Origin of the sequence: Salinarchaeum laminariae (genome assembly GCF_023204835.1) — an archaeon.
Classification (GTDB): Archaea; Halobacteriota; Halobacteria; order Halobacteriales; family Salinarchaeaceae; genus Salinarchaeum; species Salinarchaeum laminariae.
On the sequence record NZ_CP096270.1, the window covers coordinates 3020522 to 3033591 of the forward strand.

Genomic DNA, 13070 nt, shown 5'->3' on the forward strand with positions numbered 1-13070 from the left:
AGCCGAGACCACAGTAAAACAGTTGCGTTTCCACCCGCCCGCGACAGGGAGTGACGCACGCGCTCCCAGCTACTCGGTATCGTCGAACGGCGAGGTCGCTGCCTCGGGTTCGTGACCCTCCAGCGCTATAATGTTCTCGCGGCCGATCTGGATTTTCCGAATCTCGCCGTCGGCTTCCATCTCGGAGAGCAGCATGCTAACCTTGGATTTGGACCACTCCGTCTCCTCGACGATGGCGGTCTGTTTCATCCGACCGCCGCCGTCCTCGAGGAGCTGCAGGACGCGTCGATCGTCGGAAAGCGGCTCCTGGGGTGGCACCGGTTCGGTCTCGGTGGTGTCGGTCTCGGCACCGTCCTGTGCGTCGGTCGTCGACACCGAGGCCGCCGCAGCTGCAGCGCCGCCCTCGCTCGAGGTCGTGCTTGGGATGCCGCGATACCGGGCGACGACGATCACCGAGACCAGCAGGAGGCCGATCAGTCCCCCGCCGAGGAGCCAGAGCATGCTCACGCCGGAATCGCTGCCACCGCTCCCCCGAATCTGGAACACGGCTCGTGGATGACGGTCCGCGAACGACTGCTCGCCAGTCCAGGTCACGGAGTGGCTCTCGGAGAGCGTATCGCCGGAGGGCGATCCCTCTGGATCGATCGAATCGAAGCGTAGACCATCACCAGCGACGACGATCAGTGACTGCGTCTCGCCGAGATAGAGCCCGCCTTCGAACACGTCGCCGACGGTCACGGTTCCACCGTCGAGTTGGCCGAAGTTCGTCCACTCGAAGGAGAGTTCGACGTACCCCACCTCCTGAGTGGGCGTCTGTTCGATTCCCGCGTCGCGCGTGACATTGGTTGCAGCCATCGACCTGCCGATCTCTGCGCTTGCGGCGGCCGTCAGTTCGCTTGACCGATTCTGGAAGTTGCGATAGAGATCGGTCTCTTCAGTGCGAACCCGCTCGGCGTACGTCTCGAACGCCGACCGTTCGTCGTCGGAGTCGATCGGTCGTTCGTAGCGGAACGTCCAGCGCGCGTCGGCATCTGCGTCGACGCGGACGCGGACGGTCGATCGCTCGAACTCCCCTTGCTGGGGCGTGAAGAACCGATCGGACGCGCTGGCCCCGGCCGATGCGGTAGCGATCGTGGACGCCGGCGCTCCCGATCCGCCGTCGCCGGTAGCGAACGTCTCCGCACCGGTTGTCAGCCCGTCTGCAGCTGGGGAGCCGGTCTGCAAAGCCCCGGCGCCAGCGACGCCGAACCCGAGCAGTCCGAACGAGAGGAGCACGGCTACCAGGATCCACTCGGGCCGACCCATACTGACTAGAGTGTCATGTGGCCTGTTCATAGACCTTGCGACGACGCCCGTATCGGGGACGTCGCTTCGGTATCCCGAGGCGACCAACTCAGCATCGGCCTCGCTGGCACCTGCGCTGATACGCCAGCCGATCCCAGCAGGTCGTCGTGAGGAACTGTACAAATACCGGCAAACACAAGCGGAGGAGGGTCGAAAGGGATCTGTGATCGTCAACGTCGCCGCTGAGATCGAGGCGTTTACGAGCAACGTCTTTCTCGTCGAGGGCGAGCGGCGGGTGCTCGTCGACGCCGGTGCCGGCTTCGACGTCGTCTCCCGGCTCGAGGACCGCGGCGGCGACCTCGACGCGATCGTGCTCACGCACGCGCATCCCGACCACGTCGGCAACGTCGAGTCGTTGCGATCGGCCTACGACGCCCCAATGTACGGATTCGACGCCGACCACGAGGCGATCGATCACGAACTCGCCGATGGCGACGTCGTCCAGCTGGGCGACCACGAGTACGAGGTGCTGTTCACGCCCGGGCACGCGCCCGATCACTGCTGTCTGTACGCGGATACCACCGGCGTGCTGTTCGCTGGCGATCTCGTCTTCCAGAACGGCGGCTACGGACGGACCGATCTCCCGGGCGCGGATCGCGAAACGCTGCTCGCGTCGATCCAGCGAGTGCTTGACGTGATCGACGAGGATCTGCGGGAGCTCCACACCGGACACGGCCCGAGCGTCACCGAAGACGCCTTCCACCACGTCGAGCTCGCCGCTCGGTCGGCTCGCGCGCGATAAAAAAAACAGCTGCTGTAGCACTGTAGCGGAGTACGTACTGTATCGGACTGCAGTAGCTACGCTACGACGGAAGGGAGAGAGACGGACTGTCAGTCCTCAGTGGATCGCTGCAACAGAATGTCGGAGACCGCTACACTGAATTTGGAAGCAGCGCCGCTCACTCGCTTCCATCCGGGAGATCCTCGGGCCGCCGGAGCCCGTAGTACCCCGGCTCGTCGTCGCTACGGGGATCCGCGACGACGAGCGCTTCCGCGTTGGTCATGATCCACGGGATCGCCCAGTCCAGGAGGACCGCTTCGGTTTCGGGCTCGATCGAAGCGTCGGGATCGAGATCCTGGAGCAGCCGCGCGATTTCGTAGACGGTGTAACACTGCTCGGCGTCGAGGAGCTCCTCGGGCTCGTAGAAATCGCAGGGGTAGAGCCCGTCGAACTCCGCCTTGGGTTCCGGCATAGCAGCATCTACGCAGGGGGTCCCGGTAAAGCGACCGATCGATCGGTACCCTCGCCGAGTTCGATGTCATCAACCTGGGCTCGTGAAGCAAACGTATCTGTGGGAGTAGAAGAAGGTAGGCGGCGCTCTCGCTCCGTTGCGACGATCACGAAGTGAAATACGAGTGTGGGATCGAGCACCGACCCACGACGTTCCTCCCGCGTGGGACGGATCGTCTACTCGAAGAGCGAGACGGCGTCGTCGTACTGGCTCGCGACGTTGTCCCAGTCGACGACCTCGAAGAAGTTGTCGACGAAGTCGCCGCGGGCGGGGCCGTAGTCGTGGTAGTAGGAGTGCTCCCAGACGTCCAGTGCGAGAATGGGATGCGCGCCCCAGAGCGCGCCCTGGTCGTGCTTGTCGACGACGAGGTTGCGCAGCTGCTTCGCAACGGGGTCGTAGACGAGGAGCGCCCAGCCGCCTGCGCCAGAGGCTGCGGCCTCGAACTCGCCCTTCCAGGCGTCGACGGAGCCGAAGTCCTCCTCGATGCGCTCGCGGAGATCGCCCTCGGGCTCGCCGCCGCCGTTGGGGTCCATGTTCTCCCAGAACAGCGTGTGGAGATAGTGGCCACAGCCGTTGTGGGTGACGTTGCGGATCGCGCTCGCGGAGCTGCCGAAGTCACCGTTGGAGCGGTTCTCGGCGAGTGTCTCCTCCGCGCTGTCGAGACCGTTCACGTAGCCCTGATGGTGGGTGTCGTGATGCCACGTGACGACCTGTTCGGAGATGTGCGGCTCGAGCGCGTCGTAGTCGTAGGGGAGCGGCGGCAGTTCGGGATTCGATTGTTCGGGCATGGAAATGTTCCTCCAAATCCAACGTCTTTCGGAGTGGTGTTAAAGGTTTAGATGCCCCCGACGGAGCGCCGCCGTCGAAGGATCTGCCTATCACAGTAGGGTCGGCGATCCGGGAGTCGATCTCGGCGTCTATCGTCCTCCGCGACGGGAGCTACAAGTCGGTGACACGCGACGGGGTTACCATGACAGTCGTAGCATTCCTCTCGGTCGCACCGGTGCGTGAAGGGAGCATGGCCGAAGACGTCGCCGACGCCGTCGACGCGCTCGAGGAGTTCGACGTCGAGTACGAGACCACGCCGATGGGCACCGTCATCGAAACCGAGGACGTCGGGGAGCTGTTCGACGCCGTGGAGGCGGCGCACCGCGCGGTCGATGCGGATCGGGTCAGTACCTTCCTGAAAATCGACGACAAGCGGACGAGTTCGAAATCCGCTGCGGAGAAAGTTGAGCACGTCGAGGAGCACCTGGGACGGGACGCTCGAAGCGGGAGCGAATAGCGACTGCAAGTACGGTTCGGAGTCAGTGATTTGCTACACACGACTACTTGGTATTGCAAATTGGATGTGGTGGAATTTAAGGATCGGAGGCATCCGAAAGCCCCCGGACGCTCGATGACCCGGGGCTCGTTGCGCTCCTCGCCCTTCGGGCTGCGGTGCTTACGTCACCCTGGGACAGCCGAGAGCCCGGCCCCTTTCGATGCCCATCCATAGCTACCGCAACCTCGTCCTCCCCAACCTCCTCCCTCGCGTAGGCTCGGTCGTCCCTCGCACGCTGCGCGGCTGCTGGCGCACCCGCGAAACGCGCGCCACAGCACCCACCGAGCGTAGCACGGTTGAGCAAGTAATCGGGTAGGAATTCGGAAGGGGCCGACCGCTCGATCCGGCCCCGGCGACGTAAGCACTGCAGCGAACGTAGTGAGCGAAGCGCGCAGCGAGTCGCGGACGGTCGAGCGAGAGGGGGCTTCCGTGGCTGTCTGCTGTACCATTCGCCCCGCCTAGAAATGATACACCTAGTAGTCTAATCAAACACGTAGGATCACCGCAGCAACAACACTCACGTCGCTGGGCGGACCAGACCCGAACATGGACTTTGGGTACCACAACGCGTCGTTCGAGTACGTCGACGACCCAGACGACCGCGCACTCGTCGATTCACTCGTCGATCGCGCACAGCTCGTGGAGGAGGCAGGGTTCGAGTGGTTCTCGCTGATGGACCACTTCTGGCAGCTCCAGTGGCACGGGGATTACGACGAGGACTTCCTCGAATGCTATGCGGGACTGTCCGCCCTCGCGACCGCGACCGACGAGATCGATCTGAGCGCGCTCGTCACCTGCATCCACTACCGCAACCCAGCCTACCTCGCGAAGGTCGTCGCCTCGCTCGATCAGCTCTCGGAGGGCCGCGCGATCCTCGGGATCGGCGCTGGCTGGTACGAGGACGAGTACGACGCTATCGACGTGCCGTTCGAGGAGCCGGCCAAGCGGATTCGCGAGCTCCGCGACGTCATCGAGCTCTGCCAGACTGCGTGGGACCAGGAATCACCGGTGAACTACGATGGGCAGTACCACGACCTCGACGATCTGATTCTCGAGCCCAAACCCGACGACGTGCCGATTCTCGTCGGTGGCGGTGGCGAGCAGCTGACCCTACGCGTGACCGCGGAGTACGCCGACATGTGGAACATTCCCGGCGCCGATCCCGAAACCTACGAGCACAAACTAGGCGTGCTCCGCGATCACTGCGACAACGCCGGCCGCGACTACGACGAGATCACGAAAACGGCGACGATCACGACCGTCATCCGCGACTCCACGGACGCAGCCCACGAGGCCTACGAGGAGCTGCAGGCTGACACCGAGGCCGGCCCCGCCGATCGTGACGAGTTCCGCGGGCTCGTCGGGACGCCGGCGGAGGTCGCCGAGGGCATCGACACCTACCGCGATCTGGGGATCGAGAACTTCCAGATTCAGGTGCCGAAAAACGAGCGCCAGACGACGGTTCGGTTTATCGACGAGGTCGCGCCCCAGTTCTGAGAGTTGTTCGGTCAGGGCGCAGTGCGGGCAGAAGTCATCGATTCGGTACAGTTCGGCGGCCCGTACGACGATGGAGAAGTCCACGAGGCGGAACTCCCTGGCGCGTGCTGGCGACGTGGATCGAGACCTGCAGGGAATGGCTTCGGAACCCTTTATCTGGTCACCGACCCAGCCCCCGGTATGGAGAGTCTCAATCGGACGGCCCTCGAGCTCGTCGACGAGGCCCTCGAGTTCGCGGAGGAACTCGACGTCGGGGCACGCGAGCTCGCCAACGGCGCGACGGTACTGGATTTCGGCGTGGAGTTCACGGGCGGACTGGAGGCGGGAATGTTGCTCGCGGAGATCCAGTCCGCCGGGCTCGCGACCGTACAGTCTCGCATCGAGGAACTCGACGGCACGCCGATCAGCCACGTCGAGTTGACGACCGATCAGCCCGGACTCGCGCTCCTTGGCGCACAGAAGACCGGTTGGGAAGTCTCCGTCGACGAGTACGAGGCGCTGGGCAGCGGCCCGGCCCGCGCGCTCGTCGCCGAGGAGACGATCTTCGACCGGCTGGGCTACACCGACGTGTCCGAGTTCGCCGTCCTCGCGCTGGAGAGCGAGGCGCTGCCGACCGCGGACGTCGCCGAGCACGTGGCTGAGCGCTCCAACGTGGAAGCGGGTTCGGTGTTCCTGCCGACCTACCCGACAGCGAGTCTCGCCGGGAGCGTGACCGTCGCCGCCCGTGCACCCGAGCTCGCCGCGTTCCGCCTCGCCGAGCTTGGCTACGATCCGACGAAGATCGTCTCCGCCAGCGGCGTTGCGCCTGTCGCGCCCGTGGCTGGCGACGAGGAGACCGCGCTCGCGCGGACCAACGACGCACTCGCCTACGGCGGCCAGGTCCACCTCGTCGTCGAGGACGACTTCGACCGATTCGACGAGATTCCGTCGAGCGCGGGCGAGGAGTACGGCGAGCCGTTCTACGACATCTTCGACGCTGCCGACTGGGACTTCTACGACCTCCCCGAGGACGTGTTCGCGCCCGCACAGGTAACGATCGACGTGCTGGAGGGCCCGACCTACGCACTCGGAGAGCGCGACGAGGAGCTCGTCGCGGAGAGCTTCGGGCTCTGAAATCGACCGAACCCAGATTCGACGCGCATGCGCTACAAGACGGTCCCACCCGCACCGCCGGACGATCTCGGTCTCGACGCTCTCGCGAGCGTTCGCGACGCGCTGCCGCTGGTGCCACGCACGGAAGACGACTGCTGCGCGCGGCTGGTCGAGCGCATTGACTGGATCGATTCCCGCGACGACGCGAACGGGTGGATCGCTTTCCTCCACGCGCTCGGGCTCGCCGAGCAAACGGACAGCGGATACGCTCGCGTTCGTGGTGACCTCGATCCCGAGTCCCTGCAGAGTCGCTTTCGAGAGCGGATCCTCGGTGCTGCCGAGGTCTGTGAGGCTCTCGAGAGCGGCGACCCAGAGTCCGTAACGATCGAGGACGCCTTCGAGGCCATCGAGCCGGTCGTGCCCGAGTGGGAACGCCGACGGAGCGACGCCTGGCGAGCAGTGTGGCGCGACCGTGCCGAACGCCGTCTGGTTTGGGCGACGATCCTGGGACTCGCCGAGCACCGCGAGGACAGCTACGTCCACGCCTGATTCTCGCAGGAACAGTACGTCCGCGCACCTGATCCACGAGGACGGCTCCTCCTTTCACGCACGCCCACATCGCACCGCCGGCCCGCCTCAACAGCTATCCGCATCCACTGCCTCCCCGCATCCACGCCATTCCGTGGCAACCCTTTTGCTACCAGCCCGAGACCGTCGAACTATGCCGACTGAGGGCGAGGACCCACGCTCGGTTCGCGTCGAGTACGAGCCGGTGAGCGTCAAGGACGTCCTCGTCGAGATGAAAGACACCTCGGAGCTGTTGATCGATCTGGCGTACTCCGCGGTGCTCCATCGAAGCGACGCGATCGCCGAGGAGGTGCTCCGCCTCGAGGAGCGAATGGACGTCCTCGAACTGCGGGCGCGCATGAGCGTCATGATGGCGGCGCGGAACCCCGACGACACGGAGATGCTCGCGCCGGTGCTCGGAGTCGTGGGCGGTGCGGAGAAGATCAGCGACGCGGCCGGCGACGTGGCCAAGGTCGTGCTCGAAGACATGGGACTTCCCGAGGCGATGCGTGCGGCACTCCCCGAAGCGTTCGAGCCGCTGGAGCGGGCGACGATCGCCAGCAACGCCGACGTCGTCGGGCAGACGCTCGGCGAGCTCGATCTCGAATCCGAGACCGGCGTCAGAGTGATCGGCATTCGGCGTGGCGAGGAGTGGCTCCTCAACCCCGGCCCGGAGAACGAACTCGTAGCCGGCGACGTCACGCTGATTCGCGGGCCCGAGCACGCGATCGGCGACGTCTACGAACGGCTCTCCGGCGAGGCGTACCAGCCCATTCTCGACCCGGAGCCGGCGATCGACGACCTGGACCGGGCGGTCGACTCGATCGTTCACATGAAGAACCTCTCGGAGCTGGCCGTGGACCTCGCGTACGGCTCGGTGCTGTTCGACGACACCGCACTCGCCGAGGAGGTTCGGAATCTCGAGGTCGAGGTGGACGCACTCCAGTCTCGGTTCGAAGCCTGGACGCTCGGTGCGGCCGCCGACGCCGACGATCCGGTCGCGCTCCGCGGTCTCATCAGGCTGGGTATCGCGACGGAGACGATCAGCGACGCCGCATTGGAGATCAGCGAGGGCGTGCTCCGCGACATCGACGTTCATCCCGTCGTGGAGCTCGCGGTCCGAGAGAGCGACGAGGTTCTCAGCAGAATCCAGGTCACGCCGGGCAGCGATCTCGTTGGCGTCGATCTCCAGGAGGGCGTCCCCACGGACGGGCCGGGGACCACCGTCATCGCGATCCGCCGCCCGGAGGTGGGCTGGGTGCTCCTCGGCCACGCCGACGAAACGATCGCTGCCGAGGACGTTCTCATCGCGAAAGGCACGCGGACCGCGACCGACAGCGTTCGGTCGCTCGCGGCTGCGGAATGAGCGGTTGATAATATACGGGGAACTACTTACCACGAGCGGCGCGTCGCAACGAACTCGATCTCACAGCACCACGAGCACCACCGCCGAAAAGATCACGACGCCAAGAATGTCACAGGCGTTCGTGACGACGGGAATCGTCACGTCGTCGGGATCGTAGCCGCGGCGATAGGAGACGTACGTTACGAGGACGCCGAGGACGATCGCGACCACTGCGAGGGAGAGACCCGACACGAGTGAGATCGTCATGAGCGTTGCGAGTGCCATCGGGGACCCCATCGCGTGCCCGATCGCGTAGACGACGACCCCGAGGACGGAGAACACCGTCACAGCGAGCCCGAGGACCGCGAGGATGCTGGCTCGCAGTGCCGGCGTCCGGGGATCGAAGGATAGCGTCCCGAGGTGGAGCTGAGTCGAGAGCCGCGCGGCGACGATCGCACCGAGGTTGCCACCCATGCCGATCATCACCGGGACGAGCACGAGCAGCGTCGGGTTCGCCAGATACGTCTCCTCGAACGACTCGAGGACGATGCCTGAGCCCATCTCCAGCAGGCTGAGCACCAGCAGGAGTGGCGCCATCGTGCGGACGATGGATTCGATCGACCAGGCATCCACGCGCGTCGCGGGCGCGTCGCTCACGCGATCACCCCTACGAGCGCGACGGCGATCGCGAGAAACACGACGCCGAACACGTCACCGAGCGTCGTCACGACCGGGCCGATCAGATTGTCCGGGTCGGCCCCGCGACGATAGCCCGCGAACACGACCGAAAGGAGCCCAACGACCATCACGCAAGCAGTGAGGACGCTCGCGAGCAGCAAGATGCCCAGAAGAGCGAACAGGGACGCGGGCGATCGGCCGGGCTGGACGGCGAGAATGCTCCAGGAGGCGACTGCCACGAACGCCGATATGCCGACGCCGTTGAGGACGGCCGCGACGACGGCGTTCACGAGCCGTCGATCCCACGCAATGTGTGGGTCGAGTAGGCCCTGGTGGAGTCCGCTCGCGATACGGGCCCCGAGCGCGCCATAGACGTTACCGCGGGTGGCGAGAAACGCCGGGAGTGCGAGCAGGAGACCCGGATAGGTTTCCAGTCCGTTCCGCATCGCAGGTGTGCCGAGCACGACCCCTGCAAAGATCCCGCCGCAGAGACTCACGAGGAGGATTGGAAGCGACTCGCGGTAGATCGTACGAGCGGACCCGCGAGCGTCCATACAGGGCCCACGCGAGGGCCCACAGTAAAACCAGGTGTACCGCCACCGACTGGCCGAGCAATGGAAGACCGGAGGTGGCCGCTCGTCACCGCTCGGCATCCCGGATCTCGCCGAAGCGGGCGCAGTTGGACGACTGTAAGATGCCGTGGCGTGGCTACGTCGAATCGGCGGTTTTCACGCGCTAGATGGAGTTCGAACACCCGTTTCGGTTTCATACCCATATGATATCTTATACGTAGTACGGAGACGGGTGAGAAGTATTATCGACAGTAGTAACTCTCTACTACCGTCGAACGGCAAGTACGCTCCACCAGAACGTGTGTCCCGTAGTACACAATAAGCTACAACATTATACAACGTACGTCGCGTTTGGGACCTCAAACAATGGTAATCATCCGCACAGTAGACCTATATTTCACTGGACATAAACCAATGAATAACCATTGCATTTATGCACCGTTTGACCAACACTCGGGTATGGCGCAGAATGCCAATCGCGTGAGCCAACTCACTAACCGACGACGTATCCTCCAGGGGCTCGGTGCTCTGGGAGCCGCCAGCATTGCGGGCTGTTTCGGTGGCGGCGACGGCGGAAGTGGTGATAATGGAATCGACCCGGTCCAGAACAGAGTAACTGTCGATCCCGAAGACATCGTCGAGGGTGGCACGTTCCGCACTGCGATCGCGGAGCCCGTCGACTCCTTCGACGTTCCGTACAGTAGCTCGGCAGCGGCGTCGAACGTACACAATCTCATCTACGAGGGGATGATAACCACGAACGCCTCCGGTGAGATCAACTCCTGGCTCGCGTCCTCCTACGAACAGGTCGACGTACAGGAGGTCGAGGCCGCCGACTACGAGGACTACATGATCACTGCGGAGTACCAGGACGGTGTTCCCCAGGTCGACGATCAGATCGTCCTCCGCCACCCCGACAACGATCCGACGTCCTCCGAGGGGCAGTTCCTCACTGTCAACGAGGCGCCCGACGCCGTCGACGACGGTACCTACGGGATGCACTATCGGTTCGACCTCCACGAGGGGGTCGAGTTCCACGACGGCGAAGAGATGACCGCGGACAACGTCGTCGCTTCCTACGAACGCCTCCAGGGGTCGCTCAACTCGGGGCAGCTCTACGACTCGCTGCTCGACATCCAGGCCGACGGCGACTACACGGTCCACCTGTACGCGCAGCTTCCCGACGCACAGGCCATCCGTAACCTCGGTGGCTGGGAAGTGTACCCGACCGCTGTCACCGATCTTCCCCCCGAACAGAACGACCCCCGTCAGGGCAACACGCCGCTCGGTACTGGCCCGTTCACCTTCGAGGACTATGAGGACGCCCAGTACGTCACGCTCTCCAAGAACGAGAACTACTGGTTCGATACCAGCAAGAAGGACTGGTACGATGGGCCGAGCGAGTTCCCCAACGGACCAGTCGTCGACGAAGTCGACATCAGCATCATCCCCGATCCTGCAACGCGGTCTGCCGCACTGCAGAACGACGAGCTCGACATGGCGTACGGGCTCACCGCCTCGACGCTCAACGATTACCAGAGCTCCGAGGACTACCGAACGGCAGCAACGAGCGGTGCAGGGTTCAACTTCCTGCAGTTCCCCGTCAACGTCGAGCCGTTCACGGATGCCCGCGTCCGCCGAGCGATCAACCACCTCATCCCACGGGAGCAGATCGCGAACCAGATCTTCTCCGGCTGGGAGGATCCTGCGTGGGTGCCGATGCCGCCGATCGCGTCCCAGTCTGGGACGTCCGATTACGATCAGCTCGTCGACGACCTGAAGAGTTACAACACGTACGCACGCGACGAGTCCGACTCGCTCGTGCAGGAAGCGATCGACGAGAACGGCTGGGAGACGCCGATCGACGTCACGATCGAGACGAACTCCAACAGCGACGACCGCGTCCGTCTGGTCGAGCTGATCGTCGAGTCGCTCAACCAGAGCGATTACTTCTCTGCCAACATGGAGACGTACCCGGACATCCCGACGTGGGCGCAGGAGTTCTACTCCGCGGATTACGCAGAGGAGGGCGTCCTGTCGTTCATCGGGCTCTCCAGTGGATTCGGCCCCCACGGCTACGCCAAGGCCATCCACCATCCCGACAACTACCGACAGTGCTGTAACTTCATGAACATCAACGACGAGGACCTGAACGCCGCCCTGCAGGAAGCTCGATACGGAGTCGAGGCGGTGGAGGACAGACAGACTCGTCAGGAGCGCTACGACGAGATCTGGAAAATGATCCTCGAGCTCAACGCCAACTCCTACGGCACGCACAGCACGACGGTGGGCGTCGTCCGCCAGGGAGAGGTGTTCGGATACAACACGTATCCCAGCTCCCAGTCCGTCGTCCCCTACGCGATGTACTCCCCCGCCGACGAGCAGATCGTCTACGTCGACAGGTAAGCGCGTCGGTCGCCATTCGTTTCAACGGATGACTATGTCAGGAAATCTCGTCCCATGAGCGGCCTTCGACGGTTCGTACTGAAGCGACTACTGCTGACGATCCCCATCCTCTGGGGCGTCTCGGTCATCACGTTCGGGCTCGTCTACCTCACGCCGGGTGATCCGATCGACATCATGGTTGGGTTGGATCCCGACATGTCGCCGACCCGGGAAGCCACGCTGCGCGCGAAACACGGGTTCGACGAACCAGTCTGGAAACAGTACTGGCTCTGGATCTCCGACGCAGCGACTGGCGACTTCGGTGAGGTCATCCAGACCGGACGGCCGGTGTCAGATCTGATCATCGATCGGCTGCCGCCGACGATCGCGCTCGGTCTGTTCGGCTGGGTGTTCGGACTCGTCATCGCAATTCCGACCGGAATCTACGCGGCGGTGAAAAAGGACCAGCTCGGCGACACCGTCAGCCGGTTTATCGCCCTGTTTGGCATCTCCGTCCCGAACTTCTGGCTCGGCCTCATGCTGATCCTGGTCGGTGCCCTACAGCTCGGCTGGTGGCCGGTGCTACCGCCACGAGTTCCACTGACAGATCCGGAGATGTTGTGGTATCTCGTCCTTCCCGGTCTGACCATCGGGAGCGCGTCCGCAGCGACGCTGATGCGGATCATGCGGTCGTCGATGGCCGAGGAGATGAACAAGGACTACGTTACGGCGGCCCGGGCGAAAGGGCTCCCCGAACGAACGGTGATCCTCAAACACGTTCTACGGAACTCGCTGATCTCGGTCACGACTGTAGCGGCGTTCCTCACCGCGAACATTCTCGCGGGATCCGTCGTCGTCGAAACGGTGTTCAGCTGGCCGGGACTCGGTCGCGAGTTCATCCAGGCCGCGACGGCGCGTGAAGTGAACGTGATCATGGCGATCACGCTGTTCATCGGGGCTGCGATCATCATCATGAACCTGGTCGCCGACATCGTCTACGCGGTGCTCGATCCGCGAATCAGATACGACTAAAC

General features: G+C 64.0%; 13 protein-coding genes. 8 read left to right on the plus strand and 5 right to left on the minus strand.

The features are described 5' to 3' along the window. Window positions 1–69 precede the first annotated feature (69 nt). The gene (locus tag MXF70_RS14390) at window positions 70–1305 is read right to left on the minus strand and encodes a helix-turn-helix transcriptional regulator (protein WP_248516355.1); all 1236 of its coding nucleotides are present in this window, start codon (window positions 1303–1305) and stop codon (window positions 70–72) included. 202 nt (window positions 1306–1507) lie between these two features. On the opposite strand from MXF70_RS14390, the gene MXF70_RS14395 reads away from it, so the two are divergent. Then, a complete protein-coding gene (locus MXF70_RS14395; protein ID WP_248516356.1) occupies window positions 1508–2086 on the plus strand; it encodes an MBL fold metallo-hydrolase in 579 nt (192 codons plus the stop codon). A gap of 157 nt (window positions 2087–2243) precedes the next feature. Here MXF70_RS14395 and MXF70_RS14400 read toward each other — a convergent pair whose 3' ends face one another. Further along, window positions 2244–2537 carry a DUF5827 family protein gene (locus MXF70_RS14400; protein ID WP_248516357.1) on the minus strand — a complete coding sequence of 98 codons (294 nt, stop codon included), beginning with the start codon at window positions 2535–2537 and terminating at the stop codon, window positions 2244–2246. 215 nt (window positions 2538–2752) lie between these two features. Continuing rightward, entirely contained in the window at window positions 2753–3364 is a 612-nt protein-coding gene (sod, locus tag MXF70_RS14405; RefSeq protein WP_248516358.1) for a superoxide dismutase [Mn], read from the minus strand. 182 nt (window positions 3365–3546) lie between these two features. Here sod and MXF70_RS14410 point away from each other — a divergent pair, with 182 nt between their 5' ends. From MXF70_RS14410 to MXF70_RS14430, 5 genes are all read left to right on the plus strand, one after another. Next, window positions 3547–3861, plus strand: a complete 315-nt coding sequence (locus MXF70_RS14410) for an MTH1187 family thiamine-binding protein (protein WP_248516359.1) — start codon at window positions 3547–3549, stop codon at window positions 3859–3861. 585 nt (window positions 3862–4446) lie between these two features. After that, window positions 4447–5397: a TIGR03560 family F420-dependent LLM class oxidoreductase gene (locus MXF70_RS14415; protein ID WP_248516360.1), complete on the plus strand. Its 951-nt coding sequence runs from the start codon at window positions 4447–4449 to the stop codon at window positions 5395–5397. A gap of 180 nt (window positions 5398–5577) precedes the next feature. Continuing rightward, on the plus strand, window positions 5578–6510 hold the full coding sequence (gene mch, locus MXF70_RS14420) for a methenyltetrahydromethanopterin cyclohydrolase (RefSeq protein WP_248516361.1): 933 nt from the start codon (window positions 5578–5580) through the stop codon (window positions 6508–6510). Between the two features lie 27 nt (window positions 6511–6537). Continuing rightward, window positions 6538–7038, plus strand: coding sequence for a double winged helix-containing putative transcriptional regulator (locus tag MXF70_RS14425; protein WP_248516362.1), 501 nt, complete (start codon window positions 6538–6540; stop codon window positions 7036–7038). 172 nt (window positions 7039–7210) lie between these two features. Then, complete coding sequence (locus tag MXF70_RS14430) at window positions 7211–8422, plus strand: potassium channel family protein (protein WP_248516363.1); 1212 nt, start codon at window positions 7211–7213, stop codon at window positions 8420–8422. Between the two features lie 60 nt (window positions 8423–8482). Here MXF70_RS14430 and MXF70_RS14435 read toward each other — a convergent pair whose 3' ends face one another. Together MXF70_RS14435 and MXF70_RS14440 are read right to left on the minus strand one after the other, a co-directional pair. Next, complete coding sequence (locus tag MXF70_RS14435; protein WP_248518411.1) at window positions 8483–8998, minus strand: magnesium transporter; 516 nt, start codon at window positions 8996–8998, stop codon at window positions 8483–8485. Between the two features lie 56 nt (window positions 8999–9054). After that, window positions 9055–9633: a magnesium transporter gene (locus MXF70_RS14440; RefSeq protein WP_248516364.1), complete on the minus strand. Its 579-nt coding sequence runs from the start codon at window positions 9631–9633 to the stop codon at window positions 9055–9057. Window positions 9634–10110: 477 nt separating this feature from the next. Here MXF70_RS14440 and MXF70_RS14445 point away from each other — a divergent pair, with 477 nt between their 5' ends. Together MXF70_RS14445 and MXF70_RS14450 are read left to right on the plus strand one after the other, a co-directional pair. Continuing rightward, window positions 10111–12057 (plus strand): ABC transporter substrate-binding protein, encoded by a 1947-nt coding sequence (locus MXF70_RS14445; RefSeq protein ID WP_248516365.1) that lies wholly within the window; start codon window positions 10111–10113, stop codon window positions 12055–12057. Between the two features lie 54 nt (window positions 12058–12111). Further along, entirely contained in the window at window positions 12112–13068 is a 957-nt protein-coding gene (locus MXF70_RS14450) for an ABC transporter permease (RefSeq protein ID WP_248516366.1), read from the plus strand. Window positions 13069–13070 lie beyond the last annotated feature (2 nt).